Origin of the sequence: Paenibacillus sp. p3-SID867 (genome assembly GCF_025142895.1) — a bacterium.
Classification (GTDB): Bacteria; Bacillota; Bacilli; order Paenibacillales; family Paenibacillaceae; genus Paenibacillus_AQ.
The window spans coordinates 371,105-392,059 of sequence record NZ_JAMBDM010000004.1 but is presented as its reverse complement, the minus strand read 5'-3'; the positions used below and the strand labels follow the sequence as shown (position 1 = coordinate 392,059).

Below are 20,955 nucleotides of genomic sequence, written 5' to 3'. Positions count from 1 at the left end.
ACGCGAGGTTTACTTTTCCGGCAAAACCCCCTATAATAAGACTACATCCTGCGATGTTCGTTTCGGTTTTCCGTTGTTTTGAACCAATGACGATGTCTAGGGAGATCTATACGTAATCGTGGCTGAAATGCCCTGTCTATATGACAAGGGGAATTCATAAGCGGTTCTGCGGTCACCCACCTGCTAATGCAGGTTCGAAGACAATGTTTACCGGACGGCATAGGCGGGTTTCGTTAAGTCAATGAATGGGCGCCTCTTTCATTTCGAATTCGAAGTGAAAGAGGTGCCTTTTTGCTATATATAAAGGTTTGCTGAAAGCATAAACAATGTTAAACTAGAGTATGGAAAGGAACGGTCATTTATAAAGGAGGAACGGTCTTTGTCATTAAAACGAGTTCTAATTGGTATCGTGCGCAGCTATGACGGCACAAGCGACCGTGCTAAAGATCCCAAGCTGAAGACGCGTTATTACAATCTTTCAAAAGAAAAGTGTTTTGAAGAGGTTTCCTCGACACTGAAAAAAATTCCGGGTTACAAAGTTCTGCATGAGGTTAAATCCGTGGGAGAGATCACGCTCGAGAAAAGAACCTCGTTTGGACGTACACTGGACATTACCGTATCCGTGCTCGGCATCAGTCCGGTTCGCAGCGCAGTTGATATGTATTCGGCGTCCCGCGGTTCCCTAGGGGATCTGGGAGCGAACTATCGGGTTATCTTGAACCTGTACGCTGTTCTGGATAAAAAACTGAGCAAGTATAAAGTGGATGCTTAGTAGAATAAGAAAAAGCGGGAGAGCTGCTCTCCCGCTTTTTAAAAGTGTGCAGTGTATGTAGCTTTTGGCGTGTTACCGCAAAGATTTTACTGCATCGATCGCGGCTTCGTAATTCGGGTGCTCCGTCATCTCACCAAGGTATTCAACATAGGTGATGGTATCGTTAGTATCCACGACGAAGATCGAACGCATGTCGAGTTGGAATTCCTTGATGAGCACGCCATACGCTTCACCGAAAGAACGCGATTTATAGTCGGAGAGCGTAATGACCCGGTCAACGCCTGCAGCTCCGCACCAACGGGCTTGGGCGAACGGAAGGTCGGCACTGATCGTAAGGATCACCACATCATCGCCCAGACCAGCAGCTTCTTCATTGAAACGGCGTGTCTGTGCATCGCATACCCCGGTGTCGAGGGAAGGAACGACGCTGATCAGCTTGATTTTACCGGCATAATCCTTAAGAGATACGTCTTCGAGCAGGTTTTTGCTCACTGTAAAATCCGGCGCGGCATCACCAGCCTTGAGCTGTGGACCGATGAGTGTAATAGGATTGCCTTTGAAAGTGGCAGCTCCTGAACGTTCTTGAGCCATGAGAAATCTCCTCCTTGGATATCAAAGTTTGGTGATCAGGTTCATGGTACATTATAATCTTTTTAAAAAGGGAATGTCCACTAGGAGCATCCCTGCCCTGGTTTAGGATGAGGAGGATGCTATGATATTCGTACGTTATGAAAATTGGAAAAGTTATTTGCGTTATTATCCCGTTACATCGCTGCTGCTTGTCATTAACCTGGTGATGTTTGTGATCACATCCTTAGACGGCGGTTCCAGAAATCCGGTTACGCTGCTGAAATATGGGGCTTTATCGGATTTGCCGCAATTCGTTGATCAGGCATGGAGATACTTTACGGCGATGTTTCTGCATAACGGGTTTGATCATGTATTGTTCAACGGCTTCGCACTGCTGGTATTTGTTCCCCCGCTGGAGAGAATCATGGGGAGCTGGAAGTTTGCCATTCTGTATCTGCTCAGCGGTGTTCTCGGTAATGTAATCGGATTGGCTTATTATGAGCGCATGGAGGACTACACCTTCCTTGTAGGCGCCTCAGGAGCCATTTACGGAGCTTATGGCGCTTATCTGTACATCGCCCTGTTCCAGCGGCATGTCATTGATGAGTCGTCCCGCAAGACGCTGTTCACCCTGCTTATTTTGGGGATACTGTTCTCGTTTACCCCAGGGGTCAGCCTTGTAGCGCATGTCGGCGGATTGGTAGGCGGATTTTTCCTCTACGGTCTCATGATTCGATTATTTAAGCGTCGAACATAATCGGACCTTAGAGGTCTGTTATAATAGAATTGGATGATTTGATAAAGTCTTCAAGTCTTCTAGGGAATAAGAATGGAGCGATAAAAGGCGTGGAATTACGACAGTTGCAATACTTTGTAAAGGTTGCGCAAAAGGAACACGTTACCCAAGCGGCAGAAGAGCTTCATGTGGCTCAGTCAGCCGTCAGCCGTCAAATACATCAGTTGGAAGAAGAGCTTGGTGTTAATTTGTTCATGCAAAAAGGCCGGAATCTGCAGTTAACCCCGGTAGGTCAGCTTTTTTGCAAACGGGTGGAGAGCATTATGAAGGACTTGGACCGTGCGGTCGTCGAGATACATGAATTTCTGGACCCGGAACAGGGGGAGATCCGTATCGGATTCCCGCACAGCCTGGGCATCCATTTGATTCCGTCCATTGTGGCTGAATTCCGGAAGAAATATCCGAACGTGAAGTTCCGGTTCAAGCAGGGGATGTTCCCGACACTGATCCGGGACGTGGTTGGAGCTGAAGTGGATCTGGCATTTGTGTCGCCGTTTCCGGATCGACATGATCAAGTGGATGGGGATATCGTTTTGACAGAGGAGCTGTTTGCGATTCTGCCGCCGAATCACCCGCTTGCGGGGGAGCAGTCCATCAAGCTGGAGCAGTTGAAAGAGGAGCGCTTTGTGCTGTTCAGCAAAGGCTACTCCTTGCGTCCAATTGTGTGGCATGCCTGTCTTGAAGCAGGGTTCACGCCGAAGATTGCTTTTGAAGGCGAGGAAACGGATACGATCCGCGGGCTGGTTGCGGCCGGTATGGGGGTCAGCCTGCTTCCTGAAATGGCGCTATTCCAGACGAATCCTCTGCAGCCGGCACGCGTCCGGATCTCGGAGCCGAAGGTAACGCGTTCCATCGGTCTGATCCACCGCGCGGACGAGAAGCTGCCACCGGTTGCTCAGGCATTCCGTGCGTTTCTGCTTCAATATTTTGGTATTGATCCGTCGCCGAAAAAGGAAGGGAAAGCGGACTGACGCATCAATTCCCTAACCTGGCTTCATTAATCAAAAATAACATATATCATATATAAAAAAGAGGGGCTTTCCTTCTCCACCGATCCAGGTAGAGAGGAAAGCCCTTTGTTGTTGTGTTTTTGTTGGGTTATTCCCGGTTGCTCGTAAAGATCATGATATAGCGGATCAACTCGAGCAGAGAGATCAAAGCTGCAGCGACATAGGTCAAGGCCGCGGCGTTCAATACTTTAGCAACTCCGCGTTCTTCGTCATTGGCGATATAGCCTTCTTGAACCATCAGCTGACGAGCACGGTTACTTGCGTTAAACTCGACCGGCAAGGTGACGAGCTGGAAGGCAACGGCGCAAGAGAAGAAGATGATGCCGAGACCGACCAGGTTCATGGCTTGGAACAGGAATCCGGCAATCAAGAGAAACGGTGCGATACCCGATGCGAAGTTTACGACCGGGAACATTTTGTGACGGGCTACAAGCATCGGATAGTGCTCGGCATGCTGGATCGCATGGCCAACCTCGTGACAAGCAACAGAGACAGCCGAGATCGTGCGTTCATAATAAACGGGCTCCGACAAACGCACAACGCGTTTGGTCGGATCATAGTGGTCGGAGAGTGTGCCTGGCACCGGTTCAATCGGCACATCGTGGAGTCCGTTGGCATCCAGCATATGCCGGGCAGCATCGTAACCTGTCATGCCGGTGCTGTTCTCGACCTTAGCCCATTTGTTAAACGTGCCTTTGACCCGGAACTGGGCCCATAGCGAGAATATAAAAGCGATAATAATGAGAATAAACATCCAGTCAGAATACATGTATCATACCCCCATACAAAGTTGTTATTTGGTTCTTCACCATTACATCGAAGTGAACTGGTTCAGCAAGATTTGTAGCGACTCGATGCAAGCAGCCCCTTTAGGAAGAATGTTAGCGAGTACTTCCCGGGCTTGACTTGGCTTTAATTCACTCAGTAGCGGGTTGAGTTCCTTCACATCCCGTTCCAGCTGTTTCATCTGTATTTCGAGCTTGGTTAGCTTCTCCGTCATTTCAGAATCATCGGGAACCGACTTCCAGCGATCCAGTCTCTCCTTAATCTCATCGAGAGTATATTTCTCTTGCTTTAACTGATTAATACGTTCGAGAGTGCTTAAGGTTTCAGAACTGTACAACCGGTAGTTTTTTAACGTCCGTTTTTCAGGGGAGATCAAACCCAGCTTCGTATAATAGTCAATGGTTCTTTCGCTGATTCCGGCAACTTTGGCCAGTTCACCGATCCGGAAAAGGTTTCCGCTCGTGATCCCCATCATTCATCACCTCACAAGCTTTCATTGAATTGGAAATTAATGAATGCATTTATATTTTCATTTTAATAGAAATATGATACATGATCATGAACCATACAGTCAAACGTCATAGTTGTGACAAAAATCTTGAAGCCTAGTTTTTTTAATCGATACATGATGTTTGAGGATTTGCACTGTATGCACTTAATGTTAGATTATATTACACAAACTTCGTTTTTTATGAAAATAACCGTTGCAGATTTTGGTTAACCCCCCTATAATGACAATATGAATTCAAGGTCATGTTATATTAGTTTACATTAAGGGGAGTGTAAAACATGGGAAAAAGATGGCTAGGTTTAATGGCGGGAGTAATCGCATTGCTTGCATTCCCGGCGAGTGCATTCGCCGCTGATGGGGGAGCCACGAACGTTGAATTAACGGCTGGTTTGAACTCCGTGTTCGTATTCTTGGCAGCATTGCTCGTATTCTTCATGCAAGCAGGGTTCGCACTGCTGGAAGCCGGATCTGTCCGTATGAAGAATGCAGGCCACGTTGCAGGCAAAACATTCCTGACCTTCGGCATTTCGATCGTCGCCTTCTGGGCACTAGGGTTTGGCCTGGCATTCGGCAACGGGAACAGTTTTTTCGGATTTGAAGGTTTTTTCTTAAGTGGCGACAATGCGGCTGGCTCTTTTGATTCCTTGTCCGCTTACGATGTGCCGACAACCATTATGTTTCTGTTCCATTTATCCTTTGCTGCCGTATCCTTGGCCATCGCTTGCGGTGGTATGGCAGAACGGGCAAAGCTCAGCGTTTATATCGTGTTTGGATTGCTGTTCACCATCGTGATTTATCCGATTGTTGCTCATTGGGTATGGGGCGGCGGCTGGCTCGGAGCGCTGGGTATGCAGGACTTTGCCGGATCGACGGTCGTTCACTTGACAGGTGCTACAGCGGCGCTGGTGGCTACCGTTCTTCTGAAGCCACGGCTTGGCAAATATAATAAGGACGGGAAGCCTAACAGCATTCCGGGTCACAACCAGGTATTATCGGTGCTGGGCGTATTCATCATCTGGATCGGTTGGTTCGGATTTAATCCAGGCAGCACCATCTCCGCACTCACGGACGGATTCTTCGGATTTGTGGCTTTAAATACGAATATCGCGGCTGCGGCAGGTGCGCTAGCGGCATTGCTGATCTCTTGGGCGGTTCTTGGCAAAGCAGATATTCCTAGCATGCTGAACGGTATTCTTGCTGCTTTTGTGGCCATCACGGGGGCCTGTGCATTCGTGGAACCTTGGGCGGCTGTTGTTATCGGTGCAGTAGCCGGTACGATTACCTTCTTTACGGCACAGTGGTTTGACCGCAAAGGCATTGATGATCCTGTATATGCATTCTCCGTACATGGTATTGCCGGTATGTGGGGGGCTGTATCCACCGGTTTGTTCGCAGCACCGAGACTGGTTGAAATTACAGGCGTAGGCAAAGAAGGTTTGTTCTACGGCGGGGGCTTCGGTCAGCTTGGCGTTCAGCTATTGGGCCTGATCGGTACGTTTGCATTCGTTCTCGTGATCTCATTCATTATTCTGTACCTCATGAAAATTACGATGGGTATCCGTGTAACGGAGGAAGAAGAATTAGTGGGTCTAGATATGAGCGAACATGGAACTTACGGATATCCGGAGCAAATGAAACTTCTGGCGGAATCGGAAGGGAAAGTACCAGAGTTTCGTTCCGGAGGCAAAGGGGTACCTGGAAGCGATACGGCATTATAAATATAAAACTCTAAATGGTTATTGAGTATGTAATAAGGAGGCCGCGGCATGAAACCTCTGAAATCCGTAAATCTGTTTCCGGTATTCTCGGAAATTCAGACAGCAGCAACAGCCCAGCAATTACGAGATGAACGGATCGTTTGTCAGAACCATCTGATCGAGATGCGTCATGACATGGAGCTGAGAGAGTGGATCGCATCCGTCAATACGATGCACGATCTGATTGGACAGCGTGCCGCGGCAATCTGTGAGCAGGACATGTGGGAGGCTGGCTTGGGCCGGCCTCCTGCGCGTTATGCGTTTGTTGCTTTTGGCAGCAGCGGAAGGCAGGAAGCTACGCTGTGGAGCGATCAGGACAACGGTTTGATCATTGGCGATGAGCTGGAGGAGGAACAGCTTCCCTTCTTTCGGGAATATGGCCTTCGACTGGCGAACCTGCTGGAGTATGCAGGCTATCCCAAATGTTCGGGAAAAGTGATGTGTTCCGAACCTTTATGGAGTAAAAAGCTTGGCGATTGGAAAAATCAGATTAGCGAGTGGTGTGGAGACCAGCAGTGGGAGCCGATTCGCAATTTTATCATCGCTTCGGATCTCCGTCATATAGCGGGAGATGGCGAGCTAACGGAGGCATGGGTCGACCATTTCCGGAGCTCCGTCGAGCTGAACCCGAACATCGGCAACGCCGTGCTGCGCAACACGGTCAAGCACAAGGCAACGCTGAATGTCATGGGGCGAATTGTAACGGAGCGGTTTGGTGAGCATGCCGGTGAATTTGACGTAAAGTATGGCGTTTATATTCCACTTGTAAACAGTATTCGCACGATGGCGCTCCAAAGAGGCATCATCGAAACCTCGACGCAAAAGCGTATGGAAAAGGTGATGCTGCTTGAGGGCGGCAACTTGCTGCTGGAAAGCGTGCAGCGTGCTTTCTTGACGGCGCTTCGGCTGAGAAATAACACGCCCCATCGGCTGGAGAACGGGCTGATCACGAGCAGCGGGTATATCCCGCAGGAGCAGCTCAAGAACAAAACCATGCAGTACGAGCTTCGCGATACGCTTGGTGTGGTCAGACGGATACACCGGTCATTGCAGCGAGAGCACCGTTTTGCGGAGAGGAGGAACCCATGACTGAACCGGGACAATCGAACGGGGGCTTCTGGAGATCCCTCCGTTCGGGTAACTTTAATTCCGCCATCGCCTCTATGCGCGGGGCGCAGACGGCGCAGCAGCTGGCCTTCATCCGATCCCAGATGAAGGATAACCGGAGGCCGGAGGTTCTGGGTACCCCGCTGGACGAGCTGGAGGTTGTTGTATTTGATCTGGAGTCGACGGGGTTCAATCACCAGCACGGCGATGAAATTTTGTCATTCGGTGCAATCAAGGTCATCGGCGAGCAAGTGATCGAGAACGAAACTTTTCATATGATTGTTAACAGCGGTGCTCCTGTTCCCCCATTCATTGCTGAGCTGACAGGAATTACGCAGCATATGGTTGATGCAGCCCCGCCCTTAATGGAGGGGCTGCATGATTTTATGGCTTTTATAGGAGGCAGGGTGCTTGTTGCCCATGCCGCTGCGCATGACCGCGGATTCCTGAACGCAGCCTTGTGGAAGACGTCAAAGGTTCGATTAACCCATCGGCTCCTTGATACGATGATGCTCGCGCAGAGATTATATCCTGAGCAGAAGGACTACAGTCTGGATGAGCTGCTGCGGAGCAGCGGCATTCCCGTGGAGGGCCGGCATCATGCTCTGTCCGACGCGCGAATGACTGCCCGGCTGTGGGCGAATTATATGAAAGAAATTCAGGCGCGCGGCCATGCAACCACGCTTGGAGATTTGTATGTCTATCTAAGCGAGGCGTAACCGCGAATAAGATGGTTGCCGCGATAGCTTATTATGCTATTATGATCTTGCAAGGAATCGGGGCGAGGGAATAGAATTCCGATCCCGGCCGCACCCAGGAATGTGTTGGCAGATTGCTGAATAACTCTGAGGTCTCTTGTCCTCGAATAATTTTGTAAGTATGAAGCTGTAATGGTTTTGAATCGGGAGCGTTTGGAGCTGCAGGAGATCCAATGGCATACACCTGGAGCAATCCGCCGAAGGACTGAAGCTGTAGCAGATCCTCGCCGGACGGCTCAGGGAATGTATCCGGGTGACTGTGAAACAATCCGACAATTCTTTTTTCAGTTAACACCAAGCGGGTCCATTGAACAGGGTCCAGATGAAAAGAATGCAGCGGGAACTCCGCTGTATTTTTTATGGGAATAAATTGCGTAACGGTTACCGATCGCCTTGCTGCGCTGGAGTGCCCGATAAGGACACCACAAGCTTCCTGTGGCAGACAATCATACGTATAGTCCGATATATGCTGTTGTACGGCCGCGTGCAGCAGAAGCTGCTCCAGGGCCATGTCAGACGGGTTCATCTTTTTCCCTCCCGGGCTATATTTTAGAGTGGATCGCGTGTTTGAAAGATCAGGGTTTCAGGGTACAATAGGGACTATAACTAAGTTTAGCAAAGGAACCTATATCTATGAAACGAAACATCATCATCCTCGTTCTGCTTGTTGTAGCGGCTGGCGCTGTAATCTATAACCAAGCCGGCGACAATATCCAGGCTGTCTTCACGCAGGAGAAGCCGCTCCCGACGGAGACAGGCGCCAAAGCCGGATTGCTTGCCCCTACCTTCACCTTGAAGGGGATGGACGACAAGACATATGCCGGCGGCGGAGCGCGCGATAAAGCGATGGTTGTCAATTTCTGGGCATCCTGGTGTGAGCCGTGCAAGCAAGAAGCCCCGGAGCTCGATAAGCTGGCGGAGGAATATGCAGATGAGCTGGAAATCTACGGCGTGAACGTGTCCAAATATGACAATGAGAAGAAAGCGCGTCAATTCGTTAAGGATTTTGAACTCCGTTATCCAATCCTTCTCGATCCGAAAGGAGAAGTGTTCGAGGAGCTGTATAAAGGTCAGGTCTTCCCGACAAATGTGCTGATTGATCGAAACGGCGTGATTCAGGAAATCATTCTTGGCGCTCCGGATCCCAAGGATCTTCGCAAAAAGATAGCTAAGTTGTTGAATTAATTGTGAAGCGAAGAGCGGCTGAAACACCAAAAAAAGCGCGGCCTCCATGTGCATACATGGCGGATACGCGCTTTTTATATTGGATGCATCCTTAGTGATTAACCAACCCTTGCCTTGCCGCGGACTCATGCACCTGCTCCGGTGAGATTTGACCGAGCAGCGCATATCGCATACTGTCGACCAGCGCTTCCCAGCTCGCCTCAATGACGTTGCTGGAAACCCCGACGGTGTTCCAGGAGTTCTCGAAGTTCTTGGACTCGATGAGCACCCGTACTTTGGCTGCCGTCGCATCCTTGTCATCCAGCACCCGTACCTTATAGTCAGCAAGATGCATTTCCTTGAGTGTCGGGAAGTATTGGACCAGCGCTTTACGGAGCGCGTTGTCAAGCGCATTGACCGGGCCGTTGCCTTCCGCTGCGGTGTAGATGCTCTCACCGGCAACGTTGACTTTGACAAAGGCTTCGGAAACAACCGGCTGGCCGGCTGATTTCTCTACGAGCATTTTGAAGGATTCGAAAGTAAACAGTTCCTTAAACTCTCCGTTCGCTTCTCGAAGCAGCAGCTCCAGGGAAGCGTCCGCCCCCTCGAATTGATACCCTTCATGCTCAAGATCCTTGATCTTTCCGATAATATGCTTGGATTGTTCACTAGCCGGATCAAAGTTAAGACCCATGTCTTGCGCCTTCGATACGATGTTGCTCTGTCCTGCAAGCTCGGATACCAGCACGCGCTGCTTGTTTCCGACTTTCTCCGGTTCGATATGCTCGTACGTTCTGGAATCGCGCAGGATCGCCGAAACATGGATGCCTCCCTTGTGGGCAAAGGCAGCGTTACCGACATACGGCTGGTTGACCGGCATATTGACGTTGGCGATTTCACTGATATACCGTGCGGTATTCGTCAGCGTGCGGAGGTTATCGTCTCCGATGCACTCGTATCCCAGCTTCAGCTGCAGATTCGGAATGATGGAGCACAGGTTGGCATTCCCGCAGCGTTCCCCGTAACCGTTCATCGTTCCTTGCACATGCTGGACACCGGCCTGTACGGCACTTAGCGTGTTGGCAACGGCAAGCTCGCAATCGTTATGGGTGTGAATGCCGAGCGGAGCGCCTGGTAGTGGACCCGCTAAGGATGCCACGATGCTCGTGATCTCGTGCGGAAGACTGCCGCCGTTCGTATCGCACATGACAAGCCAATCAGCACCTGCCTCCCGAGCCTTGGACAATACGGCAACTGCGTATTCGGGATTGTTCTTATATCCGTCAAAAAAGTGCTCGGCATCAAAAATCACTTCGAGGCCCTTTTGCTTCAGGAAGGCGATTGAATCATAGATCATGGCCAGATTCTCTTCCAGTGTCGTCTGAAGAGCAGTATGGACGTGGAAATCCCATGACTTCCCGACCAAAGTAGCCGCAGAAACGCCGGATTCCAGAATTCGAAGCAGATTGGCATCCTGATCGGCGATGGAGCCTTTGCGGCGAGTGCTGCCAAAAGCGGTTACTTTTGAGGCTAAGCCGAGATCCTGGACTCTTTTGAAAAATTCGATGTCCTTGCTGTTGCTTCCCGGGATACCGCCTTCAATATAATGAACACCAAGAGCATCGAGTTTCTTGGCGATTTTGACCTTGTCGTCCGCCGACAAGCTGATTCCTTCGCCTTGGGTTCCGTCGCGAAGTGTCGTATCAAAGATGGAAATGGACTTAGACATGATGTCCTCCTTTGGGTGTCCGGGATTGGACCGCATTGTTTATAATTTTGTATTATAACATTTCTTTGCGGGAAAGTAACAGAGTAAAAAAACAAACTTTACCCCGCGGGGCTTATTCTTGACCCGTGTTAAGGGGAGCGGTATGCTGGAGGCGTTAGGCTGGCAGTTAAGCGTTCATGATCCTGCGAACAAGACGTTAGGGGCACACGAGGTTCTAAACAAGTTATAATGGAACACATAGAAAATGAAAGAATCATTAACTCAAACTGCCTGAAAGACCCGGAACAATATATTAGGAAGAACCGTATCATAGAAAGAAGGAATTTTGCGTGGGACATATCGACAATTATTATCCGGCCAGCGGCCGCGTTATACTACATGTGGATATGAATGCTTTTTACTGTTCGGTACACGAAGCGGAGGAGCCGGATCTTTACCGGGGGAAGCCCACAGCTGTCGCAGGCAGCATCGAGCTGCGAAAAGGCGTCATTGTTACTTGCTCCTATGCGGCACGATCCCTCGGGATACGCACAGGAATGAACGTGAGACAGGCGCTGCGGATTTACCCGGACCTGATGATCATCCAGCCGGATTTTCATCTGTACCGCAAGTATTCCAATGCATTTATGAATATAGCTTATGCTTATACGCCGCTGCTGGAAGCGACTTCGATTGACGAATGTTACCTGGACATCACGGGATCGAAGCAGTTCGGCACCCCCTTGGATATCGCTCGCGAAATTCAGGCGCGTATTCGCGAGGAGCTGTCGCTGCCTTGCTCCGTCGGCATTGCTCCCAATAAGTTGCTGGCCAAGATGGCATCTGACATGAAGAAGCCCAACGGGCTGTCCGTGCTGCGGATACGGGATGTCCCGCAGGTGCTCTGGAACAGACCTTGTGCAGAGCTGTTCGGCATCGGGAGCAAGACAGCCGATAAGCTGCGCAAGCTGAATATCCAGACGATCGGACAGCTGGCAGCCGCCGATGAAGGCCTGCTGACCTCGACTTTTGGCGTGATGGGGTCATGGATGAAACGGGCAGCCAGCGGCATCGACCATGCACCTGTCGTTGCAGAGCGGGAACAGAGCAAATCGATCGGACACACGACCACGCTTCCGCAGGATGTTACATCGGCGGAGGAGGCGAGAAGGGTGCTGCTGAATTTGAGCGATCAGGTAGCGCGCCGGCTCCGCAGAAAGGGTCTAATGACCGGCGGCATACAGATCACGCTGCGTACACCGGATATGAAGACCATCACCAGGTCGAAGCATCTTGCCATTCCGACGGAAAATACCGAGGATATTTACCGGGAAGCGTGCGAGTTGTATCACCGGCACTGGAAACAGGACAAGCCGCTCCGTCTGCTTGGCGTTACGCTCCAGCAGCTTGCCCCTAAGGAGGAGTCCGCCATTCAGCTGGATTTGTTCGATTACGAGAAACAGCCGAAGAAAGAATCGCTGACCCGGGTTATGGACGAGTTGCGCAATAAATTCGGGGAAAGTGCGGTGCTGACCGCCGGCATGCTGGGTGATGATCCGTCGTCTTTAATCCGTAATCATAAGCGGAGAGGAACATCTTTACAGATGGATTTTGTAAGGGATCTCGGGAACGATAATAAAAATGCCGATCAGCCGATCTCGCAGGATCCGGACCGGGATTAATCGTTTTAATTGCTGGTTGAAGATACTCCATATCCTTTGAGCACACCTGAATTTTGTCGGAAAATATGAGGAAATTTATTTGTATTCCTAAAAAAATTGTATTAATATATGTAGATGGTGGCGGGAGACCGTCAGCTTATACTATGTTTATAGAGATGTTTATAGATATACAGGAGGAAGAGAGACTATGGCGAAGTTTACTTGGGTAGATAAAGATACCTGCATCGCTTGCGGAGCATGCGGAGCAACGGCACCCGACATTTATGATTACGACGACGAAGGCCTGGCAGAAGTCATTTTTGACGGAGACAACAACCGCGGGGTAACCGAAATTCCGGAAGATATGCATGACGATATGCTGGATGCCTGCGACGGCTGTCCGACAGATTCAATTCGGATTGCAGACGAGCCGTTTAACGCAGAATAACCATTACCGCTCGAGCCCTGATATTCCATCTTGAACTTATACCGACGCCCTCTGCCCGACAAAGGCAGGGGGCGTTTTTTCGTATCCACGATTCATACATAATTGGAGCGTATATTCCGATATACAGGATAATAGAGGTAAAAATGTCATAAAAGGAGGCTCCCGAATGAACAATTCGCTGTACCTCAAAAGGTATGTGGAGACGCATCCTGATAATAAAATGGCCTGGTATCTGCTCGGCAAGGAATATGAGCAGGCTGGCGAACAGGGCAAGGCAAATTACTGCTATAACAAGGCGGAGGGGGTCTATGAAGCCTTCGAGCTTAGCCAGGTTCCGTCCGATATATGGAAAAATTACGAACAGCGCTTATTGGAGATGGAGAAGGACAAGGACCGCAGGCGAAAAAGAACCCGGCGTTTGCTTGCTGCGCTGGTGTTGTTGCTGCTCGTATTTCTTCCTCCGGCCCAGGCGCCGGGCTCCGTTCCCGGGGATTATGCATCCGATTGGTTCCCGCCGAATGAACCGGTATCCGCCTCGGTCGCTAACAACGAGAAGCGGGATTCGCGTAAAGAACCGCTGTACATCGCTGTTGCTTCCGGCAAGGGGAAGGATTCCGCCGGCGCACTGTCCTCATTGCTCCGGCATCCTCAGGAATTGCCGAATTGGTCGGTTGCACTGGGGATGAAGCCTTCGGGCAAGTGGCAGTTATGGAGCAAGGACATGGAGCGTTTATACGGATTGCATCGGGATGCAAAGGGCGCCATTGCGATCCAGCCATATGAAGGAGCGGCATCGGAGTGTGAATGCGAGCCTGCGGATAGTTCGCAGCTTAAGCGAAGCGCGGGGCAATGGGCGGATCTGCAAGTCGAAACGGCCGTACTGCAGGAAGCGGCCAACCAGTATAAGGCTCGGCATGGACGCCTGCCTGAAAGCCTGAATGAATTGACGCAGCCGTATCCGAACAATTGGCTGTCCGGCCGATCGAAAGCGATGGAGGAGATGTTCGGAGCTTTAATGAAGCATATGTCCCATAGAGCAGGCGGCCATGAGGACCAGCCGGGGCAGCTGCCGTCGGGGAACGATTCGAAAGAGACGGGATACTGGGGGACATCGCCGAACGGGGATCCTTTTTTTGAGCAGCCGCTTCAGGTCATCATCGACCGGAAACATCATCGGCTTGCCGTTGTCAGCGGGACCGTCATGCTGCGCAACTATGCGGTCGGGCTCGGGGGAGCGAAAACGCCGCTGGGTGATTTTCGTATCAATGACAAGGTTGTGAATCCGAACGGGACCACGAAGGGCCCCTATGGAACGCGGGGAATGCAGCTGTCCGATACGTTGTATGCCATACACGGCACGCTAGACGTGGACAGTATCGAAGCGAATGAATCCGAGGGCTGTATCCGTATGCTTAAGGAGGATGTCGAGGAACTGTTTGATCTGGTTCCGATGGGAACCGTTGTGAAAATTCGGGAAGGGGTTCTGCCCGAGGGCCTGTGGACGCCGAAAGATCGTTTCAAGCTCAAGCTTGCCCAGGGGCAGACCAACCCGGGCAAGGTGTATCACTGGCTGGATTAAGGCTGGGCGATCACTATCAGAACAATAATCAGGATAATAAGAAGAGCGATGCCGGAGCTGATCCATAGTATGGCCTTCTTGTTGACCTCTTCTTTTTTCTGCTGCAAGGTCGGAGGTTTACGTTTGGCTGACATGTGCTTCCCCTCTTTCTCTCATGATCGTGAAAATGATTTGTACAATCTTCCTTTATTGTAAGGCGTTTGTCCCGAAATTGCCATATCGCTTTCTCGCCGGGATGATCGCCCGGTTTATGCTGAAGAACTTTCTTTTTGAGGCAGAAACGGATAAACTGAAGGATAGAGAAATAACTGGATGAGAGGAAGAGTGGATGTGCTGTACCGCAACATAGGCAAACCTATATTTTTCAAACTCGATCCCGAGAAAGCTCACCACCTTGTGGTTGGCGGCCTTGGACGTGCCTCCGGCGTGGTTGGCGCAGACGCTGTCATGCGAGGGATGTACGGTGTTAGCGAAACACCGGATTTGGCAGTAGACCTGTTCGGGCTTCATTTCCCGACACCGGTCGGACTTGCCGCCGGATTGGATAAAAACGCTCAGGCCGTCAAAGGATTCTCCTCCATCGGCTTCGGATTTATGGAAGTAGGCACGGTGACCCCGAAGGGGCAACCGGGCAATGAACAGCCGCGATTGTTCCGGCTTCCTCCTGACGAGGCACTCATCAATCGGATGGGCTTCAACAACGAAGGGGCCGAGGCAATGGCAAAAAGGCTGTCCGCACTCAAGGAACGCCGCATCCCGGTTGCCGTCAACATCGGGAAGAACAAGGCGACTCCGAACGAGAAAGCCAACGGTGATTACGAAGCTTGCATTCAAGCTTTATTTCCGTATGGCGACTTTTTTGTTGTCAACATCAGCTCCCCGAACACGCCGGACTTGCGCAGCCTTCAGCATGGGAGCGAATTGTCATCCCTGCTGGAAGCCGTGAAGAACGAAATGTCCCGCCAAGCCAAAATTCATGGAGGCGAGAAGGCCGTTCTGGTGAAGATTGCGCCGGATGTGAGCGATGAGGAACTGGAATTCATGGTGGATACGATCAGCGCAAGCGGCGTTTCCGGCATTATCGCCACGAATACGACGCTTTCGCGGGATGGATTGACGCACAGCAACGCCAAAGAGACCGGCGGCCTAAGCGGTAAACCGCTGCGTAACCGTTCGACGGAGATTGTATCCCGGATATACAAGCAGACCGGCGGTGCCCTTCCGATTATCGGGTCTGGCGGGATTTTCACGGCAAGTGATGCTTATGACAAAATACGCGCAGGCGCAAGCCTGGTGGAAATTTATACAGCACTTATCTATGAAGGGCCTGAGGTGAACCGCAAGCTTCATTCCGGTCTCCGGGAGCTGCTTGCACGGGATGGCTTCAGCCATATTTCCGAAGCCGTCGGCGCTAATCATCGGTAAAGGGGTAAAGACAGGAGGCAAGGCGATGGACGTTAGAGACTGGGGAACATTTTTGCTTCCGTATGAGCAGACCGTTGAGGAATTGAAGGTTAAATTCAAGACGATGCGTTCCGAACTGAAAAAAAGAGAGGAATACGCACCGATCGAATTCGTAACGGGTCGCGTCAAACGGATCTCGAGCATACTGGACAAGGCGAAACGCCTCGATGTGCCGATGGACGAGTTGGAAACCGGGATTGAGGATATCGCAGGCATTCGGATTATGTGTCAGTTCGTGGAGGATATCCGGCGGGTAGCCGAATACATCCGGGCACGGAAAGACCTGACCGTATTATATGAGAAAGATTACATTACCAATTTCAAAGAGAGCGGCTATCGGAGCTTTCATATGATTATCGAGTATCCGGTGCAAACGGCTCTGGGGCAAAAGAAAGTGCTTGCCGAAATTCAGATCCGCACGCTGGCCATGAATTTCTGGGCTACGATTGAGCATTCGCTTAGCTACAAGTACCGGGAAAGTCTGCCGGATGACATCCGGGCGCGGCTGAAGAAAGCCGGAGAAGCGGCAAATACGCTGGATACGGAAATGTCGAGCATCCGGGAGGATATATTGGAGGCGCAGCGGCAGTTCGAGGATGATTCCAATATTACGACACAGGTGCTGAACGCGATTCACAAGCTGTATTTCTTTCATCTGGTCAATGAGGCGATTGCTTTTCAGAGCCGGTTTAACGCGCTATTTCAGGATCATGACATGGATGCGATGAAGGTGCTTCTGGACGAGGTGAAGGAGATGCTGGCCGAAGCCAAGAAGAAAGTAAACGAGCATGAGTTATGAACCGCTGTATGTCGCTTACCTCGTTTACTTCAACCGGGATCAAGACTACTTCGAATGCCATGAGGTGCTAGAGGAACTGTGGCTTGCGCGGGATCGCGATCCAAGGTATAAGGGGCTTCTGCAAGTAGCCGTCGGGCTTTTCCATTTCCGGAACAATAACGTTAGAGGAGCATATAAAATGTTCATAAGCGCTGTATCGCGCCTCGAGTGTTATCCTGGCGATGAACTGGGAATTTCGATGGGGAAGCTGGTGAGCGAAGTTCGGGAATACGCCGAGCAGTTATCTTCGTATGACGTTCGTCCGTTTCCCTATAGGGATTTGACGATCGAAATTGGGGATACTGAGCTTAAGCAGGCAGTTCAGTTGGCATCGGAGCGCATCCAGCCGAACATTCCGCAGCGGCGAAAGCCGGAGCGGGCACATTCCAAGTAATTGTGGGAACAAGTGAAAAAAGAGCTGCCTGTCTGTAGAGTAATCTACTTTTGGGACGCTCTTTTTTTACAAGATTATAGAATGAATAAGCTTTCAGCGAAGCGTAAGTAATTCTGCATTCGCATATTTCAGGATCAGGATTCGGTACCTTTATATTTGTTATCGATGAACTCCTTGATTTCCTCGACGGATTTTCCTTCGTCATGAAGCCGTTTGGCATCCTGCAGCTCGGTCAGGCAGATGCCGCACTGGGCGCCATGGTCCGTCCATTTGACTTCGCCGTCCTTATTCTCGGCGATGAAGCAGCGATGGAGGGAATCATGATAGCCGGTCTCCTCGTCCATGCAGCCGCAATAACATTTGATTTCCTTGATAATGTCCTCAAGTTCTCCGACCGTAGCATAGGTTGCTTGCGTATTGTCGGTATAATTGGACAGAAACTCCGGCATCACCGTCAGGCTGGCCGTTGTCTCGTATCGTTCGGAATCGGCGCCGTGCTGATGCCCGGCAGCGGATTCTTTACCGCCGCATGCGGTCAGCAGCATGCCCGAAATGACAAAGGTAAAGAGGATGGCGCGAGTGCGGTTCATTTCGTCACGCTCCCCTTGTATTTATCCAGGAATTGCTTGAAGTCATCGATGGAGTAGCCTTCACTGGAACCTTCCGGTTTCAATCCGCCGACCATGCGTTCTTGCTCTGCGCCGTTCTCGAAGTAGACCAGCGTCGGGGTGAACTCAATGTTGTATTCTCTCCAGCCTTCCTGGTATTCGCGAAGGTTGTACTGGTGCATCGTAATGCCGGCATCATCCGCCAAAGGCATCAGTTCCGGGGTCGTCGCACGGCAGTGCGGACAGTCGGATGCAAAGAAGTACACAAAGAAATTCTCTTTGTTGTCGACCTTGCTCTTCAGCTGATCCGGCAAAATGATTTGCTGGTAGTTCGGATCATTAAGGAGCTCCTGCGTAGCCGGGTTCAGGCTGGAGACCTTCTTTCCGCCGTACAATTCGCTTGCTTCTCCTTGACCGTTCAAGAAAACGAGCGCAGCAATCAATAAGACGAAGACTCCGCCGAAGGCGTATAATGCGGTGTATTTATTCTTTTTTTTGCGGTTCATGGATCCACCCCCTAATGATTAATAATAAATAAGGACTTGTCCTTTTTAATGTAGTTTATTATACAATATTAAAAGTCGGAGCGGAACATGCGAATGTCTGCTTCAGCACAGTGAAAATATACTTCAAACGATACGATACAGAACAGGTAGGTACCTTGTATGGCATTACGACTGCCCTCGCCGTTTCTGGCGAAGATGAAATCGCTGCTTGGCGAAAACTATGACAATTTTATGAAGTCTTACGAACTAGCTCCGAATGCCGGCATTCGGGTGAATACGCTGAAGATCAGCAGAGAGGAATTCATGAAGTTGTCCCCCTTTGAACTTGCGCCCATCCCCTGGTGCTCCACCGGTTACTATACTCAGGCCGGGGAGCGTCCGGGACGGCATCCTTACTATCATGCGGGGTTATATTACATCCAGGAGCCTAGCGCGATGGCTCCGGTCGAACTGCTTGGCGTAACGCCGGGGGATTTGGTGCTGGACCTATGCGCGGCTCCCGGCGGCAAATCTACGCAGATCGCGGCCAAGCTGAATGGGCAGGGGGTGCTTGTCAGCAATGATCTGCATCCGGATCGCACCAAAGCACTCGCCAAGAATCTGGAGATGTACGGCGTTCGGAATGCGGTGGTGCTGAATGAGGACCCGGATCGGATTGCCGGGGCTTTTCCCGAATTTTTCACGAAAATATTGATTGATGCTCCCTGTTCCGGCGAAGGGATGTTTCGCAAAGACGAGTCCATGCTGAAGTACTGGGACGAATCCTCTCCGCTCAAGTTTGCGGATATGCAGCGGGACATCCTGAAATCGGCGGCAGCCATGCTCCGCTCGGGAGGCCGGCTGGTGTACTCCACCTGTACCTTCTCGCCGGAGGAGAATGAAGGGATGATTGCCGAGTTTCTGAGCGAACATCCGGATTTTCGCGTGGTCCCGGTGGAGCATTCGGAAATCTTTTCCCCGGGAGAAACGGATTGGATGGCGGGTCAAGGGAATGTGAAGGAGGATGTACTTAAGCAGCTTGCCGGTACTGCTCGATTATGGCCGCATAAGGTCAGAGGCGAAGGGCATTTCATGGCCGTGCTTCAGCGGGACGGCGAGCTGGATAAACGTGAAGTTGAACGGGAACAAGCTGCGTTATTCAATTCGGGCACCTTGTCCAACGAGTCGCTTGCTATTTCCTCCCGAGCGGAGCATCCCCGTCAGCGTAAAGGAAAAACGGCTTTCAAGGAGGAGCGACCGGGTAAACCGGGGAAATACGGTAAAGGTGCAACGCGCCAACAGGCATCCCGCCGGAGCGTAACAGATTCTGAATCGGGTTCGGTTTCGATCAATCGGTTCCAAGCCTTTATCCGCCAGCAGCTGGATTTGAAGCTGACCGGATATCCTGTAACCTACGGGAACCATGTGTATGTATCACCCCTGCCGGAAGAGCGTCTGAAGCAGCTCAAAGTGATTCGGCCCGGATGGTACATGGGACAGTTGAAGAATGAACGGTTTGTACCTGGACATCCCTTGGCTACAGCGCTGCAAGCGGATGAGGCTGTTCGATATGTCAGCCTGTCCTCCGAGGACGGAGAAGCGGTCCGGTATTTGAAAGGGGAAACCTTGTCGATTCCGGAAGAGCGCGTGATTCGTCGATCGGGTGCTGAAGCGAAGGGTTATGTGTTAGTGTGTATAGACGGATATTCTGCCGGTTGGGCCAAATGGCAGACAGGAATATTGAAGAATGAGTATCCGGCAGGGTGGAGGTGGACATCGATATGAGTGCTAAAGGCAGAACAACGCTAAGATTGGATAAGGTGCTATCCAATCTTGGATTCGGCTCACGGGCCGAATTGAAGAAAAAGGCCAAACAAGGGAGCATCGTGGTCAACGGAACGGTGATGAAGGACCCCGGTAAACATGTTGATCCTTATACGGATATCATCGAGTTTGAGGGGGAGACCGTGCAATACAGGGAATTCATATATCTCATGCTGCACAAACCGCCGGGCGTCATTTCGGCGACAGAGGATCTACGTGACCGAACGGTGCTGGATCTCCTGGATGAGAAATATCTGATCTACGAGCCGTTTCCGGTCGGCCGATTGGATAAGGATACGGAGGGATTGCTGCTGCTTACGAATGACGGTAAATTGGCCCACGAGCTGCTGTCGCCGCGGAAGCATATCCCGAAAACCTATGAAGCGATGGTAGCGGGCAGGGTGGACGATGAGGATGTGCGATTGTTTGCTGCGGGAGTTACCTTAGATGACGGGTACGTAACCTTACCCGGAGAGCTGGTGATCCATTCCCATGAGGAACGAGGCGACGGAGTCCAGCTGTCCCGCATCTCGCTGACGATCCATGAAGGGAAATTTCATCAGGTCAAGCGGATGTTTGAGGCGGTTGGCAAAAAAGTCGTGTATCTCAAAAGAGTCAGCATGGGCGAGCTCCGTTTGGATGAAAATCTTGAGATCGGAGCGTACCGGGAGCTGACCGAGCATGAACTGTCTTTGATCGGCAGGGCATGATTACG

23 protein-coding genes and 1 other RNA gene are annotated in these 20,955 nt (G+C 51.0%); 16 read left to right on the top strand and 8 right to left on the bottom strand.

Annotated elements, in window-relative coordinates; translation table 11 throughout:
• The first annotated feature begins 42 nt into the window (after positions 1-42).
• Both ssrS and M4D81_RS10900 read left to right on the top strand, forming a co-directional pair.
• A non-coding RNA gene (gene ssrS / locus M4D81_RS10905) (6S RNA) lies at positions 43-234 on the top strand.
• A gap of 145 nt (positions 235-379) precedes the next feature.
• On the top strand, positions 380-772 hold the full coding sequence (locus tag M4D81_RS10900; protein ID WP_006211699.1) for a DUF1499 domain-containing protein: 393 nt from the start codon (positions 380-382) through the stop codon (positions 770-772).
• 72 nt (positions 773-844) lie between these two features.
• On the opposite strand, the gene tpx is transcribed toward M4D81_RS10900, so the two are convergent.
• Entirely contained in the window at positions 845-1,363 is a 519-nt protein-coding gene (tpx, locus tag M4D81_RS10895) for a thiol peroxidase (protein WP_071223106.1), read from the bottom strand.
• A 121-nt stretch (positions 1,364-1,484) separates the two neighbouring features.
• Here tpx and M4D81_RS10890 point away from each other — a divergent pair, with 121 nt between their 5' ends.
• Both M4D81_RS10890 and gltC read left to right on the top strand, forming a co-directional pair.
• Positions 1,485-2,099 (top strand): rhomboid family intramembrane serine protease, encoded by a 615-nt coding sequence (locus M4D81_RS10890; protein WP_194543885.1) that lies wholly within the window; start codon positions 1,485-1,487, stop codon positions 2,097-2,099.
• 89 nt (positions 2,100-2,188) lie between these two features.
• Positions 2,189-3,109, top strand: coding sequence for a glutamate biosynthesis transcriptional regulator GltC (gene gltC / locus M4D81_RS10885; protein ID WP_071223104.1), 921 nt, complete (start codon positions 2,189-2,191; stop codon positions 3,107-3,109).
• 127 nt (positions 3,110-3,236) lie between these two features.
• Here gltC and M4D81_RS10880 read toward each other — a convergent pair whose 3' ends face one another.
• Positions 3,237-3,917, bottom strand: coding sequence for a zinc metallopeptidase (locus tag M4D81_RS10880; RefSeq protein WP_009594846.1), 681 nt, complete (start codon positions 3,915-3,917; stop codon positions 3,237-3,239).
• A gap of 42 nt (positions 3,918-3,959) precedes the next feature.
• The gene (locus tag M4D81_RS10875; RefSeq protein WP_071223103.1) at positions 3,960-4,409 is read right to left on the bottom strand and encodes a MerR family transcriptional regulator; all 450 of its coding nucleotides are present in this window, start codon (positions 4,407-4,409) and stop codon (positions 3,960-3,962) included.
• A gap of 314 nt (positions 4,410-4,723) precedes the next feature.
• On the opposite strand from M4D81_RS10875, the gene M4D81_RS10870 reads away from it, so the two are divergent.
• From M4D81_RS10870 to M4D81_RS10860, 3 genes are read left to right on the top strand one after another with little or no spacing between them, the layout of a single operon-like run.
• Positions 4,724-6,163 carry an ammonium transporter gene (locus tag M4D81_RS10870; RefSeq protein WP_260066203.1) on the top strand — a complete coding sequence of 480 codons (1,440 nt, stop codon included), beginning with the start codon at positions 4,724-4,726 and terminating at the stop codon, positions 6,161-6,163.
• 48 nt (positions 6,164-6,211) lie between these two features.
• Entirely contained in the window at positions 6,212-7,291 is a 1,080-nt protein-coding gene (locus tag M4D81_RS10865; RefSeq protein ID WP_260066201.1) for a DUF294 nucleotidyltransferase-like domain-containing protein, read from the top strand.
• Complete coding sequence (locus M4D81_RS10860; RefSeq protein WP_260066199.1) at positions 7,288-8,028, top strand: 3'-5' exonuclease; 741 nt, start codon at positions 7,288-7,290, stop codon at positions 8,026-8,028. The genes M4D81_RS10865 and M4D81_RS10860 overlap by 4 nt, the downstream gene beginning before the upstream one ends.
• A 31-nt stretch (positions 8,029-8,059) precedes the next feature.
• Here M4D81_RS10860 and M4D81_RS10855 read toward each other — a convergent pair whose 3' ends face one another.
• Complete coding sequence (locus tag M4D81_RS10855) at positions 8,060-8,593, bottom strand: Mov34/MPN/PAD-1 family protein (protein WP_260066198.1); 534 nt, start codon at positions 8,591-8,593, stop codon at positions 8,060-8,062.
• Between the two features lie 107 nt (positions 8,594-8,700).
• Between M4D81_RS10855 and M4D81_RS10850 the strand changes: the two genes are divergently transcribed.
• Positions 8,701-9,252 (top strand): TlpA family protein disulfide reductase, encoded by a 552-nt coding sequence (locus tag M4D81_RS10850; protein WP_194543881.1) that lies wholly within the window; start codon positions 8,701-8,703, stop codon positions 9,250-9,252.
• Positions 9,253-9,343: 91 nt separating this feature from the next.
• Here the strand turns inward: M4D81_RS10850 and cimA are convergent, their stop codons facing one another.
• On the bottom strand, positions 9,344-10,960 hold the full coding sequence (cimA, locus tag M4D81_RS10845) for a citramalate synthase (protein ID WP_260066196.1): 1,617 nt from the start codon (positions 10,958-10,960) through the stop codon (positions 9,344-9,346).
• A gap of 329 nt (positions 10,961-11,289) precedes the next feature.
• Between cimA and M4D81_RS10840 the strand changes: the two genes are divergently transcribed.
• The 3 genes from M4D81_RS10840 (at position 11,290) to M4D81_RS10830 (ending at position 14,627) form a co-directional block, all read left to right on the top strand.
• On the top strand, positions 11,290-12,621 hold the full coding sequence (locus M4D81_RS10840; RefSeq protein WP_260066194.1) for a DNA polymerase IV: 1,332 nt from the start codon (positions 11,290-11,292) through the stop codon (positions 12,619-12,621).
• A gap of 187 nt (positions 12,622-12,808) precedes the next feature.
• On the top strand, positions 12,809-13,048 hold the full coding sequence (locus M4D81_RS10835; protein ID WP_009594795.1) for a ferredoxin: 240 nt from the start codon (positions 12,809-12,811) through the stop codon (positions 13,046-13,048).
• 166 nt (positions 13,049-13,214) lie between these two features.
• Positions 13,215-14,627, top strand: coding sequence for a L,D-transpeptidase (locus M4D81_RS10830; RefSeq protein ID WP_260066192.1), 1,413 nt, complete (start codon positions 13,215-13,217; stop codon positions 14,625-14,627).
• Here the strand turns inward: M4D81_RS10830 and M4D81_RS10825 are convergent.
• Positions 14,624-14,761: a hypothetical protein gene (locus tag M4D81_RS10825; protein ID WP_015736685.1), complete on the bottom strand. Its 138-nt coding sequence runs from the start codon at positions 14,759-14,761 to the stop codon at positions 14,624-14,626. The two genes, M4D81_RS10830 and M4D81_RS10825, sit on opposite strands and share 4 nt — an antisense overlap.
• Positions 14,762-14,957: 196 nt before the next feature.
• Between M4D81_RS10825 and M4D81_RS10820 the strand changes: the two genes are divergently transcribed.
• The 3 genes from M4D81_RS10820 to M4D81_RS10810 are packed head-to-tail and all read left to right on the top strand — an operon-like array spanning position 14,958 to position 17,323.
• Positions 14,958-16,052 carry a quinone-dependent dihydroorotate dehydrogenase gene (locus M4D81_RS10820; RefSeq protein WP_201259441.1) on the top strand — a complete coding sequence of 365 codons (1,095 nt, stop codon included), beginning with the start codon at positions 14,958-14,960 and terminating at the stop codon, positions 16,050-16,052.
• Positions 16,053-16,077: 25 nt separating this feature from the next.
• Positions 16,078-16,890, top strand: coding sequence for a GTP diphosphokinase (gene yjbM / locus M4D81_RS10815; protein ID WP_071223094.1), 813 nt, complete (start codon positions 16,078-16,080; stop codon positions 16,888-16,890).
• Positions 16,880-17,323: a DUF309 domain-containing protein gene (locus M4D81_RS10810; RefSeq protein ID WP_260066189.1), complete on the top strand. Its 444-nt coding sequence runs from the start codon at positions 16,880-16,882 to the stop codon at positions 17,321-17,323. Before yjbM ends, M4D81_RS10810 begins: the two co-directional genes overlap by 11 nt.
• 134 nt (positions 17,324-17,457) lie before the next feature.
• On the opposite strand, the gene M4D81_RS10805 is transcribed toward M4D81_RS10810, so the two are convergent.
• Positions 17,458-17,913: a PCYCGC motif-containing (lipo)protein gene (locus M4D81_RS10805; protein WP_071223092.1), complete on the bottom strand. Its 456-nt coding sequence runs from the start codon at positions 17,911-17,913 to the stop codon at positions 17,458-17,460.
• On the bottom strand, positions 17,910-18,437 hold the full coding sequence (locus M4D81_RS10800) for a thioredoxin family protein (RefSeq protein ID WP_260066186.1): 528 nt from the start codon (positions 18,435-18,437) through the stop codon (positions 17,910-17,912). The genes M4D81_RS10805 and M4D81_RS10800 overlap by 4 nt, the downstream gene beginning before the upstream one ends.
• A gap of 159 nt (positions 18,438-18,596) precedes the next feature.
• Between M4D81_RS10800 and M4D81_RS10795 the strand changes: the two genes are divergently transcribed.
• A complete protein-coding gene (locus tag M4D81_RS10795) occupies positions 18,597-20,201 on the top strand; it encodes an RsmB/NOP family class I SAM-dependent RNA methyltransferase (RefSeq protein WP_260066184.1) in 1,605 nt (534 codons plus the stop codon).
• On the top strand, positions 20,198-20,950 hold the full coding sequence (locus M4D81_RS10790) for a pseudouridine synthase (protein WP_260066183.1): 753 nt from the start codon (positions 20,198-20,200) through the stop codon (positions 20,948-20,950). Before M4D81_RS10795 ends, M4D81_RS10790 begins: the two co-directional genes overlap by 4 nt.
• The last annotated feature ends 5 nt before the right edge of the window (positions 20,951-20,955 follow it).

Bases quoted from the DNA above. Each gene is read 5' to 3' on its own strand.
- M4D81_RS10805 (WP_071223092.1), bottom strand. From the start codon at position 17,913: ATGAACCGCACTCGCGCCATCCTCTTTACCTTTGTCATTTCGGGCATG.
- M4D81_RS10860 (WP_260066199.1), top strand. From the start codon at position 7,288: ATGACTGAACCGGGACAATCGAACGGGGGCTTCTGGAGATCCCTCCGT.
- M4D81_RS10880 (WP_009594846.1), bottom strand. From the start codon at position 3,917: ATGTATTCTGACTGGATGTTTATTCTCATTATTATCGCTTTTATATTC.
- M4D81_RS10835 (WP_009594795.1), top strand. From the start codon at position 12,809: ATGGCGAAGTTTACTTGGGTAGATAAAGATACCTGCATCGCTTGCGGA.
- M4D81_RS10850 (WP_194543881.1), top strand. From the start codon at position 8,701: ATGAAACGAAACATCATCATCCTCGTTCTGCTTGTTGTAGCGGCTGGC.
- M4D81_RS10870 (WP_260066203.1), top strand. From the start codon at position 4,724: ATGGGAAAAAGATGGCTAGGTTTAATGGCGGGAGTAATCGCATTGCTT.
- M4D81_RS10795 (WP_260066184.1), top strand. From the start codon at position 18,597: ATGGCATTACGACTGCCCTCGCCGTTTCTGGCGAAGATGAAATCGCTG.
- M4D81_RS10865 (WP_260066201.1), top strand. From the start codon at position 6,212: ATGAAACCTCTGAAATCCGTAAATCTGTTTCCGGTATTCTCGGAAATT.
- M4D81_RS10855 (WP_260066198.1), bottom strand. From the start codon at position 8,593: ATGAACCCGTCTGACATGGCCCTGGAGCAGCTTCTGCTGCACGCGGCC.
- M4D81_RS10890 (WP_194543885.1), top strand. From the start codon at position 1,485: ATGATATTCGTACGTTATGAAAATTGGAAAAGTTATTTGCGTTATTAT.
- M4D81_RS10790 (WP_260066183.1), top strand. From the start codon at position 20,198: ATGAGTGCTAAAGGCAGAACAACGCTAAGATTGGATAAGGTGCTATCC.
- yjbM (WP_071223094.1), top strand. From the start codon at position 16,078: ATGGACGTTAGAGACTGGGGAACATTTTTGCTTCCGTATGAGCAGACC.
- cimA (WP_260066196.1), bottom strand. From the start codon at position 10,960: ATGTCTAAGTCCATTTCCATCTTTGATACGACACTTCGCGACGGAACC.
- M4D81_RS10825 (WP_015736685.1), bottom strand. From the start codon at position 14,761: ATGTCAGCCAAACGTAAACCTCCGACCTTGCAGCAGAAAAAAGAAGAG.
- M4D81_RS10875 (WP_071223103.1), bottom strand. From the start codon at position 4,409: ATGATGGGGATCACGAGCGGAAACCTTTTCCGGATCGGTGAACTGGCC.
- M4D81_RS10800 (WP_260066186.1), bottom strand. From the start codon at position 18,437: ATGAACCGCAAAAAAAAGAATAAATACACCGCATTATACGCCTTCGGC.
- M4D81_RS10830 (WP_260066192.1), top strand. From the start codon at position 13,215: ATGAACAATTCGCTGTACCTCAAAAGGTATGTGGAGACGCATCCTGAT.
- tpx (WP_071223106.1), bottom strand. From the start codon at position 1,363: ATGGCTCAAGAACGTTCAGGAGCTGCCACTTTCAAAGGCAATCCTATT.
- M4D81_RS10810 (WP_260066189.1), top strand. From the start codon at position 16,880: ATGAGTTATGAACCGCTGTATGTCGCTTACCTCGTTTACTTCAACCGG.